At 67.6% G+C, this 19,192-nt stretch carries 16 protein-coding genes and 1 pseudogene; 5 read left to right on the forward strand and 12 right to left on the reverse strand.

Annotation, left to right across the window (positions count from 1 at the left end; genetic code table 11):
- Positions 1-40: 40 nt before the first annotated feature.
- A complete protein-coding gene (gene dnaE, locus AC1AYN_RS01855) occupies positions 41-3,592 on the forward strand; it encodes a DNA polymerase III subunit alpha (RefSeq protein WP_476531723.1) in 3,552 nt (1,183 codons plus the stop codon).
- Positions 3,593-3,607: 15 nt separating this feature from the next.
- Here the strand turns inward: dnaE and AC1AYN_RS01860 are convergent, their stop codons facing one another.
- The 11 genes from AC1AYN_RS01860 to AC1AYN_RS01910 form a co-directional block, all read right to left on the reverse strand.
- Positions 3,608-4,252: an ABC transporter ATP-binding protein gene (locus AC1AYN_RS01860; RefSeq protein WP_476532308.1), complete on the reverse strand. Its 645-nt coding sequence runs from the start codon at positions 4,250-4,252 to the stop codon at positions 3,608-3,610.
- A 238-nt stretch (positions 4,253-4,490) separates the two neighbouring features.
- Complete coding sequence (locus AC1AYN_RS01865; RefSeq protein ID WP_476531724.1) at positions 4,491-6,311, reverse strand: FtsX-like permease family protein; 1,821 nt, start codon at positions 6,309-6,311, stop codon at positions 4,491-4,493.
- Between the two features lie 156 nt (positions 6,312-6,467).
- Positions 6,468-8,075 (reverse strand): PGAP1-like alpha/beta domain-containing protein, encoded by a 1,608-nt coding sequence (locus tag AC1AYN_RS01870; RefSeq protein WP_476531726.1) that lies wholly within the window; start codon positions 8,073-8,075, stop codon positions 6,468-6,470.
- A 1-nt stretch (position 8,076) separates the two neighbouring features.
- A complete protein-coding gene (locus AC1AYN_RS01875; RefSeq protein ID WP_476531727.1) occupies positions 8,077-8,490 on the reverse strand; it encodes a hypothetical protein in 414 nt (137 codons plus the stop codon).
- A gap of 32 nt (positions 8,491-8,522) precedes the next feature.
- Positions 8,523-9,125, reverse strand: a complete 603-nt coding sequence (locus AC1AYN_RS01880) for a DUF6466 family protein (protein ID WP_476531729.1) — start codon at positions 9,123-9,125, stop codon at positions 8,523-8,525.
- Entirely contained in the window at positions 9,122-10,153 is a 1,032-nt protein-coding gene (locus AC1AYN_RS01885; RefSeq protein WP_476531731.1) for a VWA domain-containing protein, read from the reverse strand. The genes AC1AYN_RS01880 and AC1AYN_RS01885 overlap by 4 nt, the downstream gene beginning before the upstream one ends.
- Entirely contained in the window at positions 10,150-11,217 is a 1,068-nt protein-coding gene (locus tag AC1AYN_RS01890; RefSeq protein ID WP_476531733.1) for a VWA domain-containing protein, read from the reverse strand. The genes AC1AYN_RS01885 and AC1AYN_RS01890 overlap by 4 nt, the downstream gene beginning before the upstream one ends.
- Positions 11,217-11,789 (reverse strand): hypothetical protein, encoded by a 573-nt coding sequence (locus AC1AYN_RS01895; protein WP_476501987.1) that lies wholly within the window; start codon positions 11,787-11,789, stop codon positions 11,217-11,219. Before AC1AYN_RS01895 ends, AC1AYN_RS01890 begins: the two co-directional genes overlap by 1 nt.
- Positions 11,786-12,739 carry a DUF58 domain-containing protein gene (locus AC1AYN_RS01900; protein WP_476531735.1) on the reverse strand — a complete coding sequence of 318 codons (954 nt, stop codon included), beginning with the start codon at positions 12,737-12,739 and terminating at the stop codon, positions 11,786-11,788. Before AC1AYN_RS01900 ends, AC1AYN_RS01895 begins: the two co-directional genes overlap by 4 nt.
- Positions 12,736-13,812, reverse strand: coding sequence for an AAA family ATPase (locus tag AC1AYN_RS01905; protein ID WP_476501985.1), 1,077 nt, complete (start codon positions 13,810-13,812; stop codon positions 12,736-12,738). The genes AC1AYN_RS01900 and AC1AYN_RS01905 overlap by 4 nt, the downstream gene beginning before the upstream one ends.
- A 69-nt stretch (positions 13,813-13,881) precedes the next feature.
- The gene (locus AC1AYN_RS01910) at positions 13,882-14,583 is read right to left on the reverse strand and encodes a uracil-DNA glycosylase (RefSeq protein WP_476531737.1); all 702 of its coding nucleotides are present in this window, start codon (positions 14,581-14,583) and stop codon (positions 13,882-13,884) included.
- A 139-nt stretch (positions 14,584-14,722) separates the two neighbouring features.
- Between AC1AYN_RS01910 and AC1AYN_RS01915 the strand changes: the two genes are divergently transcribed.
- The 3 genes from AC1AYN_RS01915 (at position 14,723) to groL (ending at position 17,755) form a co-directional block, all read left to right on the forward strand.
- The gene (locus AC1AYN_RS01915) at positions 14,723-15,409 is read left to right on the forward strand and encodes a LytR C-terminal domain-containing protein (protein WP_476531739.1); all 687 of its coding nucleotides are present in this window, start codon (positions 14,723-14,725) and stop codon (positions 15,407-15,409) included.
- Positions 15,410-15,610: 201 nt separating this feature from the next.
- A complete protein-coding gene (locus tag AC1AYN_RS01920) occupies positions 15,611-15,814 on the forward strand; it encodes a cold-shock protein (protein ID WP_034529900.1) in 204 nt (67 codons plus the stop codon).
- A 315-nt stretch (positions 15,815-16,129) separates the two neighbouring features.
- Complete coding sequence (gene groL, locus AC1AYN_RS01925) at positions 16,130-17,755, forward strand: chaperonin GroEL (RefSeq protein WP_476501982.1); 1,626 nt, start codon at positions 16,130-16,132, stop codon at positions 17,753-17,755.
- Positions 17,756-17,853: 98 nt separating this feature from the next.
- Here groL and AC1AYN_RS01930 read toward each other — a convergent pair.
- A pseudogene (locus tag AC1AYN_RS01930) lies at positions 17,854-18,144 on the reverse strand (WXG100 family type VII secretion target).
- Between the two features lie 138 nt (positions 18,145-18,282).
- Between AC1AYN_RS01930 and AC1AYN_RS01935 the strand changes: the two are divergent.
- Positions 18,283-19,131, forward strand: coding sequence for a TPM domain-containing protein (locus tag AC1AYN_RS01935; RefSeq protein WP_476531741.1), 849 nt, complete (start codon positions 18,283-18,285; stop codon positions 19,129-19,131).
- The last annotated feature ends 61 nt before the right edge of the window (positions 19,132-19,192 follow it).

The raw sequence follows: 19,192 nt of genomic DNA on the forward strand, positions 1-19,192 counted from the left end.
CCGAAAGGCCCTGAACAGGGCGTGCGGTAGGGTGGAACGCATGGCCAATTCGGGAGACTTCGTTCATCTGCACAACCACACGCACTATTCGCTGCTCGACGGGGCGTCCAAGATCCCGGATCTCGCCAAGTACACGGCCGAGCTCGGCATGCCGGCCGTGGCGATCACCGACCACGGCAACATGCACGGCGCGTACGAGATGTACACGAACTGCGTGGCCAACGGCGTCAAGCCGATCATCGGCATCGAGGCGTACGTGACGCCGGAGACCGCGCGCCAGGACAAGTCCCGCGTGCATTGGGGCACCGAGGACCAGCGCCGCGACGACGTCTCCGGCGGCGGCCTCATCACCCACATGACGATGTGGGCGGAGAACGACGAAGGCCTCGTCAACCTCATCAAGGCGAGCTCCGTGGCGAACCTCGAAGGCCGCGTCCAGCGCTACCCGCGTATGGACAAGGAGGTGCTCGCCACCTACTCGAAAGGCGTGATCGCCTCGTCCGGATGCCCGTCCGGCATCATCCAGACCAGGCTGCGCCTCGGACAGTTCGACGAGGCGCTGCGCGCCGCCGGCGAATTCCAGGACATCTTCGGCCGCGACAACTTCTTCATCGAGCTCATGGACCATGGTCTCAAGATCGAGAAGGAGGTCACCGCGGGCCTGCTCGACATCGCGAAGCGGCTGGACGCGCCGCTGCTCGCCACCAACGACTCCCACTACGTGCACGCCGAGGACGCGGAGGCGCAGGACGCGATGCTGTGCATCAACTCCGGCTCCCACCTCGACGACCCGGACCGCTTCAAGTTCGACGGCACCGGTTACTACATCAAGCCGGCCGCCGAGATGCGCGAGCTCTTCAAGGAGTTCCCCGAGGCGTGCGACAACACGCTGGAGATCGCCGAACGCTGCAACGTGATCTTCGATGACCACGAGGATGGCGCGTTCATGCCCCAGTTCCCCTGCCCGGAAGGCTGGGACGAGGCCTCGCTGTTCCTCAAGAAGGTCGAGGAGGGGCTGGAGCGCCGCTACGACGGCAACGTGCCCGAACACGTGTCGAAGCAGGCGGACTACGAGTGCGGCATCATCTGCCAGATGCAGTTCTGCGGTTACTTCCTCGTCGTCGCCGACTACATCCAGTGGGCGAAGGACCACGACATCATGGTCGGCCCCGGCCGAGGCTCCGCCGCAGGCTCGATGGTCGCCTACGCGATGGGCATCACCGAGCTCGACCCGCTGGAGCACGGCCTCATCTTCGAGAGGTTCCTCAACCCGGAACGCGTCTCCCTGCCGGATATCGACGTCGACTTCGACCCGGACGGCCGCCTCGACGTGATCAACTACTGCGGCGAGAAATACGGCCACGACAAGGTCGCCCAGTGCGTGATCTACGGCGTCATCAAGACCAAGCAGGCGCTGAAGGACTCGGCGCGCATCATGGGCTACGAGTTCTCGATGGGCGAGAAGGTCACCAAGGCGCTGCCGCCGTCGAAGAACGGCAAGGACGCGTCGCTCAAGGAGATCTTCGACCCCACGTCGAAGCGCTTCGCCGAGGCGCGCGAGTTCCGCGAGCTGTACGAGTCCGACCATGACGCGCACCAGATCGTCGACAAGGCGAAGACCATCGAGGGCCTGATCCGCCAGACCGGCGTGCACGCCTGCGCCACGATCATGGGAAGCGCGCCGATCACCGACACGTCGCCGCTGCTGGAACGCACCGACGGCACCGTCACGACCACGTTCGAATACCATACGTGCGAGACGCTGGGCCTGGTCAAGATGGACTTCCTTGGCCTGTCCAACTTGACGGTCATCCAGGACACGCTGAAGAACATCGTCGCCAACGGCAAGGAGGCGATCGACTACACGAAGATCCCGCTCGACGACAAACCCACCTACGAGCTGCTGTCGCGCGGCGACACGCTCGGCGTGTTCCAGCTCGATTCCGACGGCATGCGCTCGCTGCTCAAGATGCTCAAGCCCGACAACTTCAACGACATCTCCGCATTGATCGCACTGTACCGACCGGGCCCGATGTCGATGGAATCGCACATCAACTACGCGAAGCGCAAGAACGGCCTGCAGAAGATCACGCCGATCCACCCGGAGCTCGACGAGCCGTTGAAGCAGGTGCTCGACGAGACGTACGGCCTGATCATCTACCAGGAGCAGGTGCAGTCCGCCGCGCGAATCCTCGCCGGCTACTCGCTCGGCAAGGCCGACGTGCTCCGACGCGCCATGGGCAAGAAGAAGCCGGAGGTGCTGGCCAAGGAGAAGGTGCCGTTCTTCGCCGGCATGAAGGAGCACGGCTATTCGGAGGAGTCCGCGCAGGCCGTGTGGGACATCCTCGTCCCGTTCTCCGGATACGCGTTCAACAAGGCGCACTCCGCCGCCTATGGCCTCATCTCGTACTGGACCGCGTACCTGAAGACCCACTACCCGGTCGAGTTCATGGCCGCGCTGCTCCAGGGCACGAAGGACAACAAGGACAAGACCGCCCTGTATCTGGGCGAGGCGCGCCGCATGGGCATCCAGGTGCTCTCGCCGGACGTCAACGAGTCGCAGCTCGCGTACTCGGCCGTCGGCGACGTCGTGCGCTTCGGCCTCGGCGCGATCCGCAACGTGGGCGACAAGGCGGTGGCCGACATCATCGCCGAACGTTCCGGCGGACACGGCAAGTACGTGAACTTCATGGACTTCATCCGTCGCGTGCCGTTGACCGCGCTCAACAAGCGCCTCGTCGAATCGCTGATCAAGGCGGGCGCGTTCGATTCGATCGACCCGAACCGCCGCGCCCTGTTCCAGATCCACGAGACCGCCATCGATTCGGTCGTCGGATTGAAGCGCAAGCAGGCGGAGGGCCAGTTCGACCTGTTCTCCGACGACGAGGACGGCGGCTCCGAGGCGATGGGCGACGCGGACGTCACCGTGCCCGACATCGAGGATTGGGACAAGAAGACCCGCCTCAACTTCGAACGGGAGATGCTCGGCCTGTACGTGTCCGACCATCCGCTCTCCGGCATGACCGCCGTGCTCGCCGGCCTGCGCGAGATGTCGATTGCGCATCTCATCGACCGGGCGAAGACGATGGGGGAGGGCCAGCAGGTCACGCTCGCCGGTATCGTCACCAAGGTCGACAAGCGCGTCTCCAAGAAGGGCAACCCGTGGGCGCTCGTCACCATCGAGGATCTCGAGGCATCCATCCAATGCCTGTTCTTCGGCAAGGTGTACGAGGCGGCCGCGCCGAACCTCAAACAGGACGAGGTCGTGCAGGTGCGCGGCCAGGTGGAGCTGCGCGACGAGGCAGTCTCGCTCCGGGCCACCGAGCTCGACGTGCCGTCGCTCGAGGCGGAGGACGAACGGCCGGTCGTCATCACCCTGCCCGAGGTGGCGCTGAGCCGCGAGCACGTCATGCAGCTCGGCCAGGTGCTCACCAACCATCCCGGGTACTGCGAGGTGAAGCTCGCCATCGTGGACGGCGACGGCAAGGCCGAGGTCCTCACGTTCGGCGACCGGTTCCGCGTGAAACGCGACACCTCGCTGTTCGCCGAACTGAAGATCCTGTTCGGCCCCAGCTGCCTGCCCGCCGCGTAGCGCCGGGGCGGCGCGCTACCGGCGGCGGAGGGGCTTGAGCTCGAAGACCTCGTCGGACTGGTCGGCGACGGCGGGGGAGTGCGTCACGATGATGACGCATTTGCCCTCCTCATGGGCGAGCGAGCGGAAGATCGCCATGATGTCGTCCTGCGTGGCCATGTCCAGATTGCCGGTCGGTTCGTCCGCCAGGATGATGTCCGGATCGTAGCCGAGCGCGCGGGCGATCGCCACGCGCTGCTGCTCGCCGCCCGACAGGTGCAGGATGCGCTCGTTCGCGTATTCGGCGGGCAGCCTCACCTTGGCGAGCAGTTCGACGACGATATCGTGCTTCGGCCTGTCGAACGTCTTGCCGGACGCCTCCATCGACAGGGTGATGTTCTCCTCGACGGTCAGGGCCGGCAGCAGGTTGAAGCTCTGGAAGATCACGCCGATGTCGTGGCTGCGGAACCGGTAGCGGTCCGATTTCGCCAGATCGGCGCCGTTGTAGAGGATGCGGCCCTCGGTCGGGCCGGTGAGCCCGGACAGCAACGAGAGCACGGTGGTCTTGCCGGCGCCGGACGGGCCGACGATCGCGGTCACGGCACCGGCGTGGAAGCCGCGGCTCAGGTCGTCGACGACCTTCTTGCCGCCCTTCGTGTACGAGTAGGACACGTGGTCCATCTCCAGGACGGTGCGGGGTCCGGGGGTCGGGGCGGCGGTTGCGGCGGCGGCTTCCGTGGTATCGACGGTTTCGACGATTGTGGTTTCGGTGGTCATGTGATGTCCTTTCGGGAATGGGGGTCTCTCCCCCAGTCGGCTTCGCCGACAGCCCCCTCGTCAGAGGGGGCCGATCACGCGGTTGTACGGGGTGGTCGTGGATCTGCGAGCCCCCTCGTCAGAGGGGGCCGATGCTTACGGGTCAGGAGCGGTCGGCGAGGATCTGGAGGGGTTCGTAGCGGATGATCGCGACGATGCCAGCCAGGGCGGAGACGAGCGTCAGCGCGAGACCGATGAGCACGAGCTGACCGACGACCTTGAGGTTCACGGTCGCGTCGATCTCGCTCACATAGTCGACCGCCTGCGAGAATCCGCCGGGGCCGCCCTGGCCGCCGGAACGCGCCGGCTGGGAGGATTGCGCATCGGAGGAGGAACCGGAATCCGAGGAACCGTTCGAGGATTCGTTGGACGATGACGAATCATCCGAGGAGGAATCGGACGAGGAGGAGCCGTTCGAACCGCCGGGTGTGCCGGGCATGTCCGCGGCACGGCCGAACTGGGCCTGACGGCTCGACGCCTCGGACTCCTGCGAGGAGACCTGCTGGGCGAGCAGCTGGTTCGAGACGGGCACCGAGGCCGCGGCGCCACCGGCCACGCCGAGCGCGATGCCGATCATCGTGACGATGAGCAGCTCGATGACGAACTGGGCAGCGACCTTCGACTTGCGGATGCCGATGGCGGTGAGCACGCCCACCTCGTATTTGCGTTCACGCACGTTGAACAGGTTGAGGACGACGAGCACCACGGCGCCCACGGCCAGCACGATGATCAGCAACGTCAGCGCGAACTTGGCGAGGTTGTCGAGCGGTACGAGGCTGGACTCGTAGTTCTCGACATCCGCGGAGGAGACGGTGTACGTGTCGTCGAGGCCCGCCTTCTCGACGTCCTTGACGAACGTCTCGTAGTCGTCCTTGCCGCCCAGCACGTAGGTGAAGTTCAGCTGGGTGCGGGAGGCGGAGGTCTGCGTGGTGGTGGAGTCCGAGGAGGAGGAATCGGACGAGGAATCGGAGGAGCCGGTCGATTCGGTGGATAGGCCGAGCTTCTTCAGCGTGCTCACCGACGTGTAGATCGCGTTGTCCGGATCGGAGGAGGTGCCGCCCATCGGGCCGTTCGCGCCCGTGTTCGACGAGGTCGTGTTCTTGTAGATGCCGACGATGGTCAGCTCATACGTCGTGTCGTCGCCGGACAGGTCGGCCACGGTGATCGTGTCGCCCACCTTGAGCCCGTTGAAGTCGGCGAGCGCCTTGGAGACGATCACGTCGCCGTCGCTGGACGAATCGTAGCTGAACACCTTGCCGCTGGACATCGTGAACGTGCCGTTCTCCGCGGCGGCGACGGCCTCGTCGGAGGAGAATCCGACGAGCGAGAAGTCGCCGGAGTCCATGCCCATGCCGCCACCCTGGCCGCCCATGCCGCCCGGACCGCCGCCTTGGCCGTCGTCGCCCTGCGCGACGCCGGACGCGGCGGAGTCGGATGAGCCGGAGCCGGATGAGGCGGACGACGAGGATTCGGTGGAGTTCGCCTCGTTCGACGTGGTCGATTCGACCGGCTGGAACGCGTCGGTGCCGTTCACGGACGTGGTCTCCGTGTAGTACGTGCCGACGCTTACGCTGGCCGCTTTCGCGTATTTCTCATAGTCGGCGAGGGAGAGCGCGCTCTGGTCGAGCGCGTCGCGCATCGATCCGAAATCGGGCTGCTTGGACGAGCCCGACGAATCCGATGAGTCGGACGAATCCGACGAGGAGGCCTGTTTCGCCTTGCTCATCATCGCCTCGCGGTCCACGCCGATCGTGGCGGTGACGCTCGTCGAGGCGAGGCCGGTCTCGCGCGCGGTCTCGGCGGCGTTCCTGATGGACAGCCCGATCGTCGCGGCCGCGGCGATGATCGCCACGATGACGACGATGAGGATGTTGCGTCCCTTGTTGCGCACGACCGATCGCCATGCGTTCTTCAACACGAACATGGGTGTTCCTTTTTCGCTTCCATGCGCCGGGCCCTGCGCCCCGCGCCACGGCTCCAGCATGCGGCGCGGGCATGGAAGCGCCCTTGCCGCATGCTGAAGGTCTCCCGGTGCGATCGGCGTGGAAATCAGGGGAGTTTCCTGAACGCGCGCTGGAAGCTAGTCGGCGGCACGCGTCATGCGCGTGTTCCCGTCGCCGGCCGCGTCGGCCTGGGGCTGTGCGGCGCGGGTGGTGATGCGGCCCTCGTAGTAGTGGGTCTCCTTGAGCTCGCCGTCGATGACGTCCGCGAAATGCTTCTCGTGCGTGATCATCGGCGTGCCGCCGAGATCCGAGGCGTTCTGGTAGGCGGCCTGATGGTATTTGAGCCAGTGGGTCATCTCCTTCGTCTCGGACGGGTCCTGGACGGGCGCCGCCGCGTACGGGCTGTCGCCCCAGACGCCGGAATCGACGCCGGGCACGCACACGCCGTCCTCGCCGACCTGCGGCCCGTCGACGTCCGGCGCCGGTTCGAGCGTGCCCCGGACCGTCAGCCAACGCTCGTCCGCCGGGTTCTCGGCGCCGTCCAGCGCGGCGACGAATTCGTCCTCGATCTCGATGCTCGTCACCCACGTGTCTTCGGGGATCGGATGGTTCGCGATCGGCGATCCGGCGGTCACGATGTGCTCGATGTCGAACCGTTCCGATTCGTCGGAGGCGATCGCCGCGGCCACGATGCCTCCCTGCGAGTGCCCGATGATCGCCACCGGCTCGTCCGGCCGGATGCCCGCCTGCTCCATCGCCTCGACCACCATGCGCGCGCTGTCGGCGCGCCGCCGTCGCTCGGGGTCGTCGCTCATCAGTTCGATGTTCTGCTCCCATCCGAACGGGGAATCCCATTGGCCGTCCGTGCCGGGCACGGTGACCAGCCACGCGTTGGAGCCGTCCGCCTTCTCGTAGCGCTGCACCGCCACCGTACCGTAGACGAGCCCGGAATCGAGGTCGACCTTGCCGAGCCGCTCCTCGCCGAGCCGGCGCAGGTTCTCCAACGATTCGCCGACCGACGACGAGCCGCGCACCACGTCCGCGCGGGCGTCGACGCGTCTGACGGTCAGCGTGTTCCCTTGGTAGAGGTCCTTGATGGGGCCGGACCATTTGCCGATTTTGCCGGCCGCCTGGTTCACCTCGTCCGTATGCACCACGCCCTTGCCGATCTCCACGCCGGCGATCTTCGCCGCGATGCCCGACACGTAGCCCTCCTGGAACTGCGCCGTGATCCACGAGGCGTACCCGGGCGTGTAGGCGTGCTCCGCACCCATGCCGTAGAGGAGACCGCCGGAGATGCCGCCGATCATGGCCGCCGTGGCCCATACCGGGCTGGCCTGCGTGATCGCCTGCGTGAGTTCGGTGACGACACGTCGCGACTGGCGTTCCGCATCCGAATACAGCGCGTTGGCGCGCACGAGCAGATCCTCCATGCCGCGGATCTTCGCGCACGTGTCGTTGATCTCGGCTGCGCGCCGCTGGCATGCGGCGATGAGCCCGTCGTAGGGGAGCGTCGTATGCTCCTTGCCGGCCATCGACGCCGCTCCGGAGGAGAGCACCGGGCACAGGGGCACGCCCGCGCGGTCGGAGGCGATGTCGGTGGCGGCCTTCGACCAGGCGAGCGCATGGGCGGTGAGTTCGCTGGAGGCGTCCCGCAGCGCGGCCTGCGCGGCTTGGAACTCCTCGACGGTGGCGGGTGCGGACTGGTGCCCGCCGTGGATGCGCGATACGATCTGCCAGCCCATGTCACGCCTCCGCCATGCGGGCCGTGGCGGCCGCGTCGTCGTCGTGCATGTCCAGTGGCGTGCCCAGGGTCCGCAACCGGTCGCGGAACAGGGAGGCGGCGTTGCCCTCCCAGTCGAGGCCGGTGCATGAGGCGAGCGCCTCGCGTACGAGCCCGGTCACGCGCGGCGTGTCCGCGGCGACGGCCGCGATGCGCCCGCGGCTGGTCCGCACCGCCTCATGGCAGCGGCACGAATCGTCGAACATGGGTTTCGGCTGGAGGCCGAACGAGGGGGAGCCGGCGGCGGACGACGCGAACATGCGCATCGTGCCCGGGAATGTGGTGGTCAGCGTGTTCATACCGCCATTGAACGGGAACGGCCGGCTCCACGTCCAGCCGGAACGGGGGCTGTGGTCGGAGCCCCCGTTATCCACCATTCGTCCGGTGGCTTGACGGAAAACCGCCGGCGCTACCAGGGTTTGGTGGTCTGGGTCTTGGCGGTGTCCTTCTTGGTCCCGTCGTCGTTCTTCGTGGTCGAATCCGACGGCGTGGACTGCTGGTTCGCCTTGAGCAGCTCCTCGACCTGCCGTTTCTGCTTGGCGGTGAGTCCGCCGCCCTTCTTCGCGTTCCTCGACGCGCCGGCGCCGGTTCCCGAGCCGGCCGCCGCCGTGTCCGACGTGGATTCGCCCTTCAGCTTGGCGACCTCCTTGACGGTGCGGCTCGTGAGCTTCCTCGACACCTGTCGGTTCTGGCTGATCGACTGCCTCACCGAGGGGAACAGCAGGAACGACAGCGCGCCGGCGTCGTCGAACTGGGCGTCGGTCTGCTGCTGCCCCGCGCTCAACGCGTCGAGGTCCACGTCGGACTTGCCGGCCGTCTTCAGGTTCTCGTTCAACGCGGCGGTCGCCTCGTTGTAGCGCATGACCGCCACGAGGTTCACGCCGGCCACGCCCGCCGTGCACAGGGCTAGCGCGGCCAGCACGGCGAGCAGCACGCGCACGCCCATCGGCGCGCGCGCCGCCGGTCTGGGATCCCCGGCGTCCTGCGCCCGTTCACGTGCCTTCACGCTCATATGAGCCTCCTTGACAGTGCGAACTGCGCGCCCGCCTCCCAGGCGAGCAGCAGCGCGACGGCGATGGCGACCGGCCAGACGACCGGCGTCACCCTCGTGCGCTCCTTGCGCGTGTTCGTCATCTTCCACTTGTCGCTGGTCTTCGACGACTTCGCCGTGGCCATCGTGTCCGTGGCGTCCACCTTGGCGTAGGTGCCGCCCATCTCGTCGGCGATGTCCTTGAGATTGCCTTCGTCCATCTTCGACACGCCCGGCTGGCCGGTGTCCGGATCGGTGACCCACTCCTGGGAGTCGGCGTCGCCGTCCGCGGACACGCCGTCCGCGATCTTCGGGATGTTGCCGCCTTCCGTGGAGCCGACGCCCACGGTGAACGCGTCGTCGAGGTAGCTGCGCAGCGAGGAGAACGTGCGTCGCGCCTTCGACGAGGTCTGCTCGCCGTCGGTGATCACGTACAGCACGACAGCATCGTCCGGATGTTGGTCGCGGATCTGCTTCAGCGTGGTGACCAGCTGGTCGAGCGGCGCGTCCAGCGACGATCCGGACGACACGCTCGTCGCCTCCGGCGCGAGCGTGTTCGCCCAGCTGCGGATCGCCGGCGCGTCGGGCGTCAACGGCACGTCGAGCGTGCCGGACGCGCCGAAGCGCAACGCGGCGAAACTGGAGTCCGCGTACATCGTCGTCAGGTCGTCGACCGCCCTGCGCGCCGCCTCCAGACGCGTGATCGCCTCGTCGGAGCCGTAATGCGCGTCCGTGACGGCCATCGAGCCGGTCACGTCGACGGCGACCACCACGTCCGTCGCGTTCACGGCGCGCGACGTGGTCGACGAGACCATGGACGGGGTGAGCACGGCGAATCCCGTGAGCAGGCAGATGAGCGCGCGCCGCACGCAGGAGGCGAGCGTCTCGTCGCCGGCCGCGTGCCGCGCGTGACGCACGACGCCGACGACGGCGAACGCGAGCATCGCCAGCGCGATCGCGCCGCCGACCGGCCATCCGAACGCGGGGGAGAGCGTCCATACCGAATTCATCGCCTCAACCTCCAGACCACGAGCAGCCACAACGCGACCACGACGGCCAACGCCACCTCGAACCATACGGGATCGTCCACCAGCGCCGCCTGGTTCGCGCTGCGGCTCTTCGCCGAACGTCGCTCGTCGATGTCGCGCACCAGCTCGTCGACGCTCGCGCCGTTCGACTGCGTGAGGAACACGCCGCCATGCGATTCGATGAGGTCCTTCATCCGCGTGGTCGTCTCCTCGCCTTCGCTCTGGCTGGGACCGGAGAACAGGCCGTCCACCGTGATCTTCGCGCTCTTCGTCAGGTCCAGCGCCTGCTCGAGCGTGTACGTCGGCGTGCCGGACACCACGTTGTCGGTGGCGAGCACGATCGACGCGGCGCGCGTGCGCGAGACGTCGGAGTCGTCGGACGAGGACGAGCCGTAGGCGAATCCGGGCAGCATCGCCGCGCAGGAGACCACGCCGTCGCCGATTAGCGACGTCGTGTCCTTGCGGTTCTGCGTGCCCTCCAGCCAGTCGGCGATCCGCTGGTAGTCGGCGTCGCTCATCTTGTCGATGTCGTCCTGCGATTCGACGCCCTTCAACGCCTTCGACGCGGCGTCGAGCTGCTCGGCGACCAGATCGTAGTCGTCGGTCAGCGGGAACACGGTGCGCGAGGTCGAGTTGAAGATGCTCATGCCGATGCGCTCGCCCTCGAAATGGCCCACCAGATCGCGGTACGTGTCGATCACCTGGCGGTCGTAGGGCAGCGTCGAGCCGGACACGTCGAGGCACAGGACGATGTCGCGGCTCGACGAACGCTCCTCGCTCACGTCCACCGTCGCCGGACGCGCGACCATCGCGATCGCGACGGCGAGCGCGATGACGACGAGCGCGGCGGCGCACCGGTTCAGACGGCGCCACCTGCGGAACAGCGTCGAGGCGCGTTCCGTGTTGAGGTCGTCGTCCAGCGTGAACACGCGGATCGTGTCCATCCGATGCCGGCGCGACGACAGCGCGACGATCAGGATGACGATCGCGGCCGCGGCGAGCGCGCCGGCGAGCGCGGCCCACGGCCATTGCCATGACAGCTGCATCAGCGTCCCCACCTTTCCACGAGATTCGACACCCACCCGGCAGCCTCCTCGACGTTCGCCTCGCGGGCGCGCGCGTTGACTGCGGCGTCGGCGAATTCGGGCGGGTAGAGCGCGGCGATCGTCATGCGCAGCAGGTCCAGCCCGCCGCGCACGGACGGGTCGCGCGGCTCGGTGCGGATGTCCGTCAGCGTATGCGCGGTCAGGTCGCGGCCCGTCGATTCGGAGGCGAAGTCGCGTGCGATCGCCGCCAGTTCGGCGAACGCGTCCTCACGGTCGAGTTCGCCGGCCGCGTGCCGGGACACCACGTCGTCGATGCGCGCGCGCCACGCCGCCTTGTCGCCGGCGGCGCTGTGCGCGCCGCGCGGGCGCGACTTGGCGCGGGTCCTCCTCGGTCGGGAGAGCAGCGCCACGCATACGACGAGCGCGGCGGCGATCAGCAGGAACGCCGCCAGCATGGCGATGAACGGCCCGGTCATGTCGATCTGGCCCGCGGGCGTCAGGTCGTCCGATTTCACCGCGAGCGTCACGCGGGAGACGGCTCCCGCCGCGTTCAGCAGATGATCCGCGCTCATGCGGCACCTCCCATCGGGGCGAGGCCGGCCGGGGCGCGCAGATGGTTCGCCGTGTTGCCCGCCAGCGCGCGGGAGACGAGGCGAACGAACGCGTCGAACATGGCCTCGCTGGATGCGGCGCGGATCATGTGGCCGTCCGCGCGCCTGAGCTCGCGCTCCAGGGCGGCGGCCATGTAGGCGCGGTGCGTGTCCACCTCGGCCGCGGCGCGCGCGTCGGCGAGGAACGCGGGCAGACGCCGCGACCCCATGCCGTCGAGCACTCCCACCGTGCGGGCCGCGGAGAACGGGTTCACGGTGGCCACGTCGATGAGGACGATCGGATGCGTGCGCGCCACCTGGCGCAGCGCCTTCAGCTGGCCCTCGGCCAGCGCGTGCTCGTCGGTGGCGAGCACGATCAGCGCGTGGGGGTCCTTGATGCGTCTCGCATAGGCGAGCAGGGCGTCGATGTTGCGCGGATGGTCCCAGTCGCGGTCCAGCGACTCGTCGAGCGTGCGCTCGAACTGGGCGAACCCGCCGTTGAACGGCAGGCGGGTGATGCTGGCCGCGTCGGAGAGCACCAGCGACAGGTCGTCGGAACGGCGCAGCGACAGGGCCGCGAACATGCGCAGCGCGTTCGCCGCCACTTCGAAGGCGCGTTCGCCCGACTCGCAGGCCCCGGTCATCTCGCGGCCCACGTCCAGCAGCATCCATACGCGCGAGGTCACCTGACGCTCGCGGCGGACCACCATCGGACGGCCCTGGCGGGCGCTCGTCTTCCATTCGATCAGACGCGCCTCGTCGCCGGGCTCGTAGGCGCGCACGTCCATCAGCTCGTCGGAGCCGCCCGGACGCCGCGACGCATGCTCGCCCTCGATCACGCCCAGCGCCTTGCGCACGGTGGGCAGGCTCAGCCGCGTGCCCAACGCCTCGATCCTGGCCCTGATCGGATCGTCGGTTCGCGTGCCGATCATGGAACGGGGACCGCCTTGACGATGCGGTCGACGACCTGGTCGGCGGTCACGCCGTCCGCCAGCGCCTCGAACGTGAGCACGATGCGGTGGCGCATCACCTCGTGCGCCACCGACTTCACGTCCTCCGGGACCACGTAGTCGCGTCCCTTGAGCAGCGCGTTCGCCTGGCCGATGCGCGTCAGGGCGATCGAGGCGCGCGGCGAGGCCCCCAGCCTCACCAGCGAGCCCAGACCCTGGATCGGGTGCGTGCCGGCGCCGCGCGACGTGGCCGCCAGATCGACCGCATACCGCATGATCGCGTCGGAGACGTGCACGCGACGGGCCGCCGCGCGCAGGAACTCCACGTCGCGGATCGACACCTGGTCGGCCGGCAGCTGCGCCGGATCGAACACGTCGGAGCCGCGGCGGGTGAGCAGCGCCAGCATGCGGCGCTCCTCGTCGGCCGTCGGATAGGTCATCACGGCCTTCATCATGAAACGGTCCATCTGGGCTTCGGGCAGCGTGAACGTGCCCTCCTCCTCGACCGGGTTCTGCGTGGCGATCACCATGAACGGCTTCGGCAGGGCGATGCGCTCGCCGCCGATCGTCGTCGCGCCCTCGGCCATCGCCTCGAGCATCGCCGACTGGGTCTTCGCGTTCGAACGGTTGATCTCGTCGAGCAGCACGAAGTTCGCGTGGATCGGGCCGATCTGCGTGGTGAAGCGCTGCGAGGCGAAGTCGAACACCTGGGTGCCCACCAGATCGGAGGGCATGAGGTCGGGCGTGCACTGCACGCGCTTGAACGTGCCCGACACGGAGGTCGCGAGCGTCTGCGCGGCCGTCGTCTTGGCCAGGCCCGGCACCGATTCGATGAGGATGTGGCCGCCCGCCACCAGGGTGAGGATCAACGATTCACGCAGATTGTCCTGTCCGACGAGCGTCTGGGCGAAGCGCGCGCGGATGCGGTCGGCCAGCGCCGCCGCCCGCTTCACGTCGTCCGCGGCGATCGCGCTCGCGGCCGTGGGCGCCGGCGCGGGGACCCGCATGCCGGCGGGTTGAGGGGGCATCTGTGGATTCGGAGGGAAAATTGCCATGCGTTCCACTCTAACCACGTGCGATGACCGCGCATCCTGACAATCGGCTGGATGCGCGGCCGTCGGCGGTCAGGCAAGACGCCAGTCGACCGGGTCGGCCCCCATGGCCGTGAGCGCCTGGTTGGCGCGCGAGAACGGATGCGAGCCGAAGAAGCCGCGTGAGGCGGACAGCGGGGAGGGGTGCGGGGACTTGATGATGACCGCGTTGGTGAGCAGCGGCTCGAGCGTCTGCGCGTTGCGGCCCCACAGGATCGCGACGAGCGGACGCGGCTTGCCGGTCTTGGGATCGACGCGGGCGTTCAGCGCGCGGATGGCCGCCTCGGTGACCTCCTCCCAGCCTTTGCCCTGATGCGAGTTCGGCCTGCCGACGCCCACGGTCAGGCACCTGTTGAGCAGCAGGACGCCGCGTTCCGTCCACGGCGTCAGGTCGCCGTTGGACGGCATGGGCACGCCGAGGTCGTCGGTCATCTCCTTATATATATTGACTAGGCTCTTCGGCAGGGGGCGGACGTCCGGTGCCACGCAGAAGCTCAGGCCCACCGGGTGGCCGGGCGTGGGGTACGGGTCCTGTCCGACGATCAGCACCTTGATCGAATCGAACGGGATCGTGAACGCCCGCAGGATGTTGTGCGCGGCAGGCAGCCAGTGCCGTCCGGCGCGGTTCTCCTCGCGCAGGAAGTCGCCCATGCGGTGGATCGTGGGCTCGACGTCGGCCAGCGCCGCCGCCCAGCCGGGTTCGACGAGTTCGCTCAGCGGTTTGATTTCGCTCATGGCTTCACACTCTACCCGCATCCCGCCTCGCGCCGCGGCCATGTGCGCATGGCGTGGGCATGACACGGTGGGGCGTTCCGTTCGGGCGGTCATGCCGTTACACTCGGTGGGTAGTGTGACGAATGGAGGACAAGGCACCATGGCGAAAAGCGAGAAGGACCAGGCCGATTCCTACGAACCGGACGCGTTCGACAATCCGCCGAAGGGACCGGCGGGCATGCACCGTGGCGTGCGCTCGGCCGCGGCGCGGTTCGCGCCGTTCGTCGTGGTCGTCCTGGTGTCGGCGCTGTGCGGCGTCGGCGCGTGGGGCGTCTTCTCCGGCGAGTTCGGCAAGGTGAGGATGCCGTGGTCGCAGACCTCCTCCTCGTCCGCCTCGTCGTCTTCGTCCTCCTCTTCGGCCTCGGCCGCGGCGAAGAAGAAGGCCGCCGCCGCCAAGAAGAAGGCGGCCGAGGAGGAGGCGGCGAAGAAGGCCGCCGAGGAGAAGAAGGCCGCCGAGGAGGCGGCCGCGGCCGACCAGCAGGCGCAGGCCGACCAGCAGGCGCAGCAGCAGGCCGCCCAGCCCGACAAGACCAAGGGCGTGACCGTCATCAACGGCACTGGCGTCTCGGGCTACGCCGCCACCAAGCAGTCGGTGCTCGCCTCCGCCGGATACACGAACGTCGTCGCGTCCAATCCGACCGGCACCCTGCCGTCCGCCACCGTGGTGTGGTACGAGTCCGACGCGGACAAGGCCACCGCGGACGACGTGGCCTCCACGCTCGGCATCACGAACGTGCAGCAGGCCAGCGGCCTCGGCGGTTCGATCGTCGTCGTGCTGATGAGCTGACCGGATCGTGGACGCGGTTCCGCCCCCGTCGGGTCCTCGTCCATGTTCCGTTCCATTTTTCCGGCCGCCCTGTTGTCGTTGACATGGGTCGCGTCTATACTGTCCCTTTAGTCGCGAGGCGGGGGGGAGCGCGGTGTTGTAGTTCTTTATTCCCTCCGTGTCGGGAGAGATTACAGCTCACACAGCTAAGGGAAGTGCAACATGGCGCAAGGAACCGTAAAGTTTTTCAGTAATGGCAAGGGGTACGGCTTCATCACACCGGACGGTGGCGGTGACGACGTGTTCGTCCATTATTCCGTGATCTCGGGCGAGGGATTCAAGACCCTCGATGAAGGCGACAAGGTCGAATACGAGGCCGAGAAGGGCCCGAAAGGTATGCAGGCCACCAAAGTCACCAAATTGTGAACGACACGATGTGGCTTTCGTGACATCGCCCACCATGAGATCCCTAGGTTCGTGAGGTTGAGGATTCGGACCCCTCAGGTTTGCCCCGGTCGGTATGACGGGGCTTTTTTCATGCCCGGACGGGCCGGCGGGGCCGCCGGTCAAGCCGAAAGCGCAATCGCATGGAAGCGTGTTGGCACTCGACGGGGTGGAGTGCTAATCTCATGGTTAGCACTCGGAGGTCGGGAGTGATAACCGGTGGCTGACGGCCGGCGGTCACGGATGGCCATACGGGTGGATATCGGTACACCAGCCATTTGGAGGATGAACACAACCATGGCAAAGATCATTGCGTATGATGAGGATGCCCGTCAGGGTATGCTGGAGGGCCTCGACAAGCTCGCCAACACCGTGAAGGTCACGCTGGGCCCGAAGGGCCGCAACGTCGTGCTCGACAAGACCTACGGCGCGCCGACCATCACCAACGACGGCGTCTCCATCGCCAAGGAGATCGACCTCGAGGATCCGTACGAGCGCATCGGCGCCGAGCTGGTCAAGGAAGTCGCCAAGAAGACCGACGACGTCGCGGGCGACGGCACCACCACCGCCACCGTGCTGGCCCAGTCCCTCGTGCATGAGGGCCTGAAGAACGTGGTCGCCGGCTCCAACCCGATCGCGCTGCGCCGCGGCATCGAGAAGGCCTCCGACGTCATCGTCAAGGAGCTCATCGCCGCCGCCAAGGACGTCGAGACCAAGGACCAGATCGCCGCGACCGCCACCATCTCCGCCGCCGATCCGGAAGTCGGCGAGAAGATCGCCGAGGCCCTGGACAAGGTCGGCCAGGACGGCGTCGTCACCGTCGAGGACAACAACCGCTTCGGCCTGGACCTCGAGTTCACCGAGGGCATGCGCTTCGACAAGGGCTACATCGCCCCGTACTTCGTCACCAACGCCGACGACCAGACCGCCGTGCTCGAGGACCCGTACATCCTGCTGACCTCCGGCAAGGTGTCCAGCCAGCAGGACGTCGTCCACGTGGCCGAGCTGGTCATGAAGACCGGCAAGCCGCTGCTGATCATCGCCGAGGACGTTGACGGCGAGGCGCTGCCGACCCTCATCCTCAACAACATCCGCGGCACCTTCAAGTCCTGCGCCGTCAAGGCCCCGGGCTTCGGCGACCGCCGCAAGGCCATGCTCCAGGACATGGCCATCCTGACCGGCGCCCAGGTCGTCTCCGACGAGCTCGGCCTCAAGCTCGACTCCGTCGACGTCTCCGTGCTCGGCCACGCCAAGAAGGTCATCGTCTCCAAGGACGAGACCACCATCGTCCAGGGTGCCGGCTCCAAGGAGGACATCGACGCCCGCGTGGCCCAGATCCGCGCCGAGATCGAGAACACCGACTCCGACTACGACCGCGAGAAGCTGCAGGAGCGTCTCGCCAAGCTGGCCGGCGGCGTCGCCGTCATCAAGGTCGGCGCGGCCACCGAGGTCGAGGCCAAGGAGCGCAAGCACCGCATCGAGGACGCCGTGCGCAACGCGAAGGCCGCCATCGAGGAAGGCCTGCTGCCCGGCGGTGGCGTGGCCCTCGTCCAGGCCGCCAAGAAGGCCGAGTCCGATGAGGCCGTCACCTCGCTGACCGGCGAGGAGGCCACCGGCGCCGCCATCGTGTTCCGCGCCATCGAGGCCCCGATCAAGCAGATCGCCGAGAACGCCGGCGTCTCCGGCGACGTCGTGATCAACAAGGTCCGCTCCCTGCCGGACGGCGAGGGCTTCAACGCCGCCACCGACACCTACGAGGATCTGCTGGCCGCCGGCGTCACCGACCCGGTCAAGGTGACCCGTTCCGCCCTGCAGAACGCCGCCTCCATCGCCGGCCTGTTCCTGACCACCGAGGCCGTCGTTGCCAACAAGCCGGAGCCGAAGCCGGCCGCCCCGGCCGCCGGCGCCGACATGGGCTACTGATCGGAAGGCCGATCGGTTCCATCAGGTGACTGATTGAAGGGACCCGAGCGCATGGTTCGCCCATGTGCTCGGGTCCCTTCGTCGTATGCCTGCCAAGGTCACTGCGCGAAGAGGCGCGTGGCCTGGGATTCGGTCTCCGCGTAGAGCGTGGAGGCCTGCATCAGGGTGTTCTGGATTGACTCCAGCGACGTCTCCATCTGCTGCTGGGCGGCGCGCCACTGCTCGGCCACCGAGGTGAACTGCGTGGCCGCCGAGCCGCGCCAGGCGTCCTGCAGCGCGTTGAGGTTCGCGTACATGCCGGCGACGGCCTGCCTGATCTGGCTCACCGAGGCCTACACGGCCGCGCTCGAAGCTTGGATTCTCTCGGAATCCACCTGGTATTGGGGCATCGTTGTCTCCTTTGCTTGCCGGGGATTGATTGTCTGTTGGCGCAACCGGTCGCTAAGGTGGAGTCTATGATGTCTGCACGAATGAGGAATGAGAAAACGGCCCCTGTGGTCGGAGCCCCCTGTGACGGCGTGTCGCCGATGGTGAAACGGCTTGTCTGCCTGCTTGCGGCGCTGATGTGCGCGATGTGGATAACCCCCGCGGCGCTCGCCGCGGACGCCCCCACCACCACCAACGACATCACCGACACGCAGAACCTGCTCGGCAAGAACGAATCGGCCGTGTCCGACGCGATGAAGCGCACCGAGCAGGAGACCGGCGTGCACGTGCGCCTCCTCTACGTCGACACCTTCGGCACCAGCGACAAGTCCGCATGGGCGTCGACGGTGCTGGAATCCACCGACCCCGAGCCGAACACGGTGCTGCTCGCCGTGGCCTCCGGCGACGGCAGCCTCGTCGTATGCGTCTCCAAGAACTCCGACGAATGGCTCAACAACCAGAAGACCATCGACGCGCTGAGCGACGCCGCGATGAAGCCGCTCACCAAGCAGGGGGCGCAGGACTGGCCGGGGTCGGCCACCGCCATGATGGACGAGATCAGACAGCAGAAGCAGACCTCCACGAACACCGGCACGATGAAGATCGGCGTCATCGTCATGGGACTCGTGCTCGTCGTGCTGGTCGTCGTCATCGTCGTCACCGTGATCGTGCGCCGCCGCCGCGAGATCGGCAAGGACGCCGCGGCCGAGGAAACCGGGAAGACCGGGGAATCCGAGCAGACCGAGGGGAGCGCCGAGGAAGCGGAGTCCTCCGCTCCGACGACGGAACCGACACCGACGACGGAACCGGCTCCCGGACCGGCGGCCGGGGAGACCGCGGCATCCACGGCATCCGCGGCGCCCGAGGCGCCTGCGGAGGCGGAACGCCCGATGACGCGGCGCGAACTGCGCGAGGCGCGCAAGCGCAAGCGCGGCCTGTTCGGCCGCTGAACCCGCCCGGCCGCGCCCGGCATACCGCGGACGCGTCAGCAATCCACAGAGGCCTTTCAGG

The sequence above is a fragment of the Bifidobacterium sp. LH_413 genome (genome assembly GCF_056357015.1).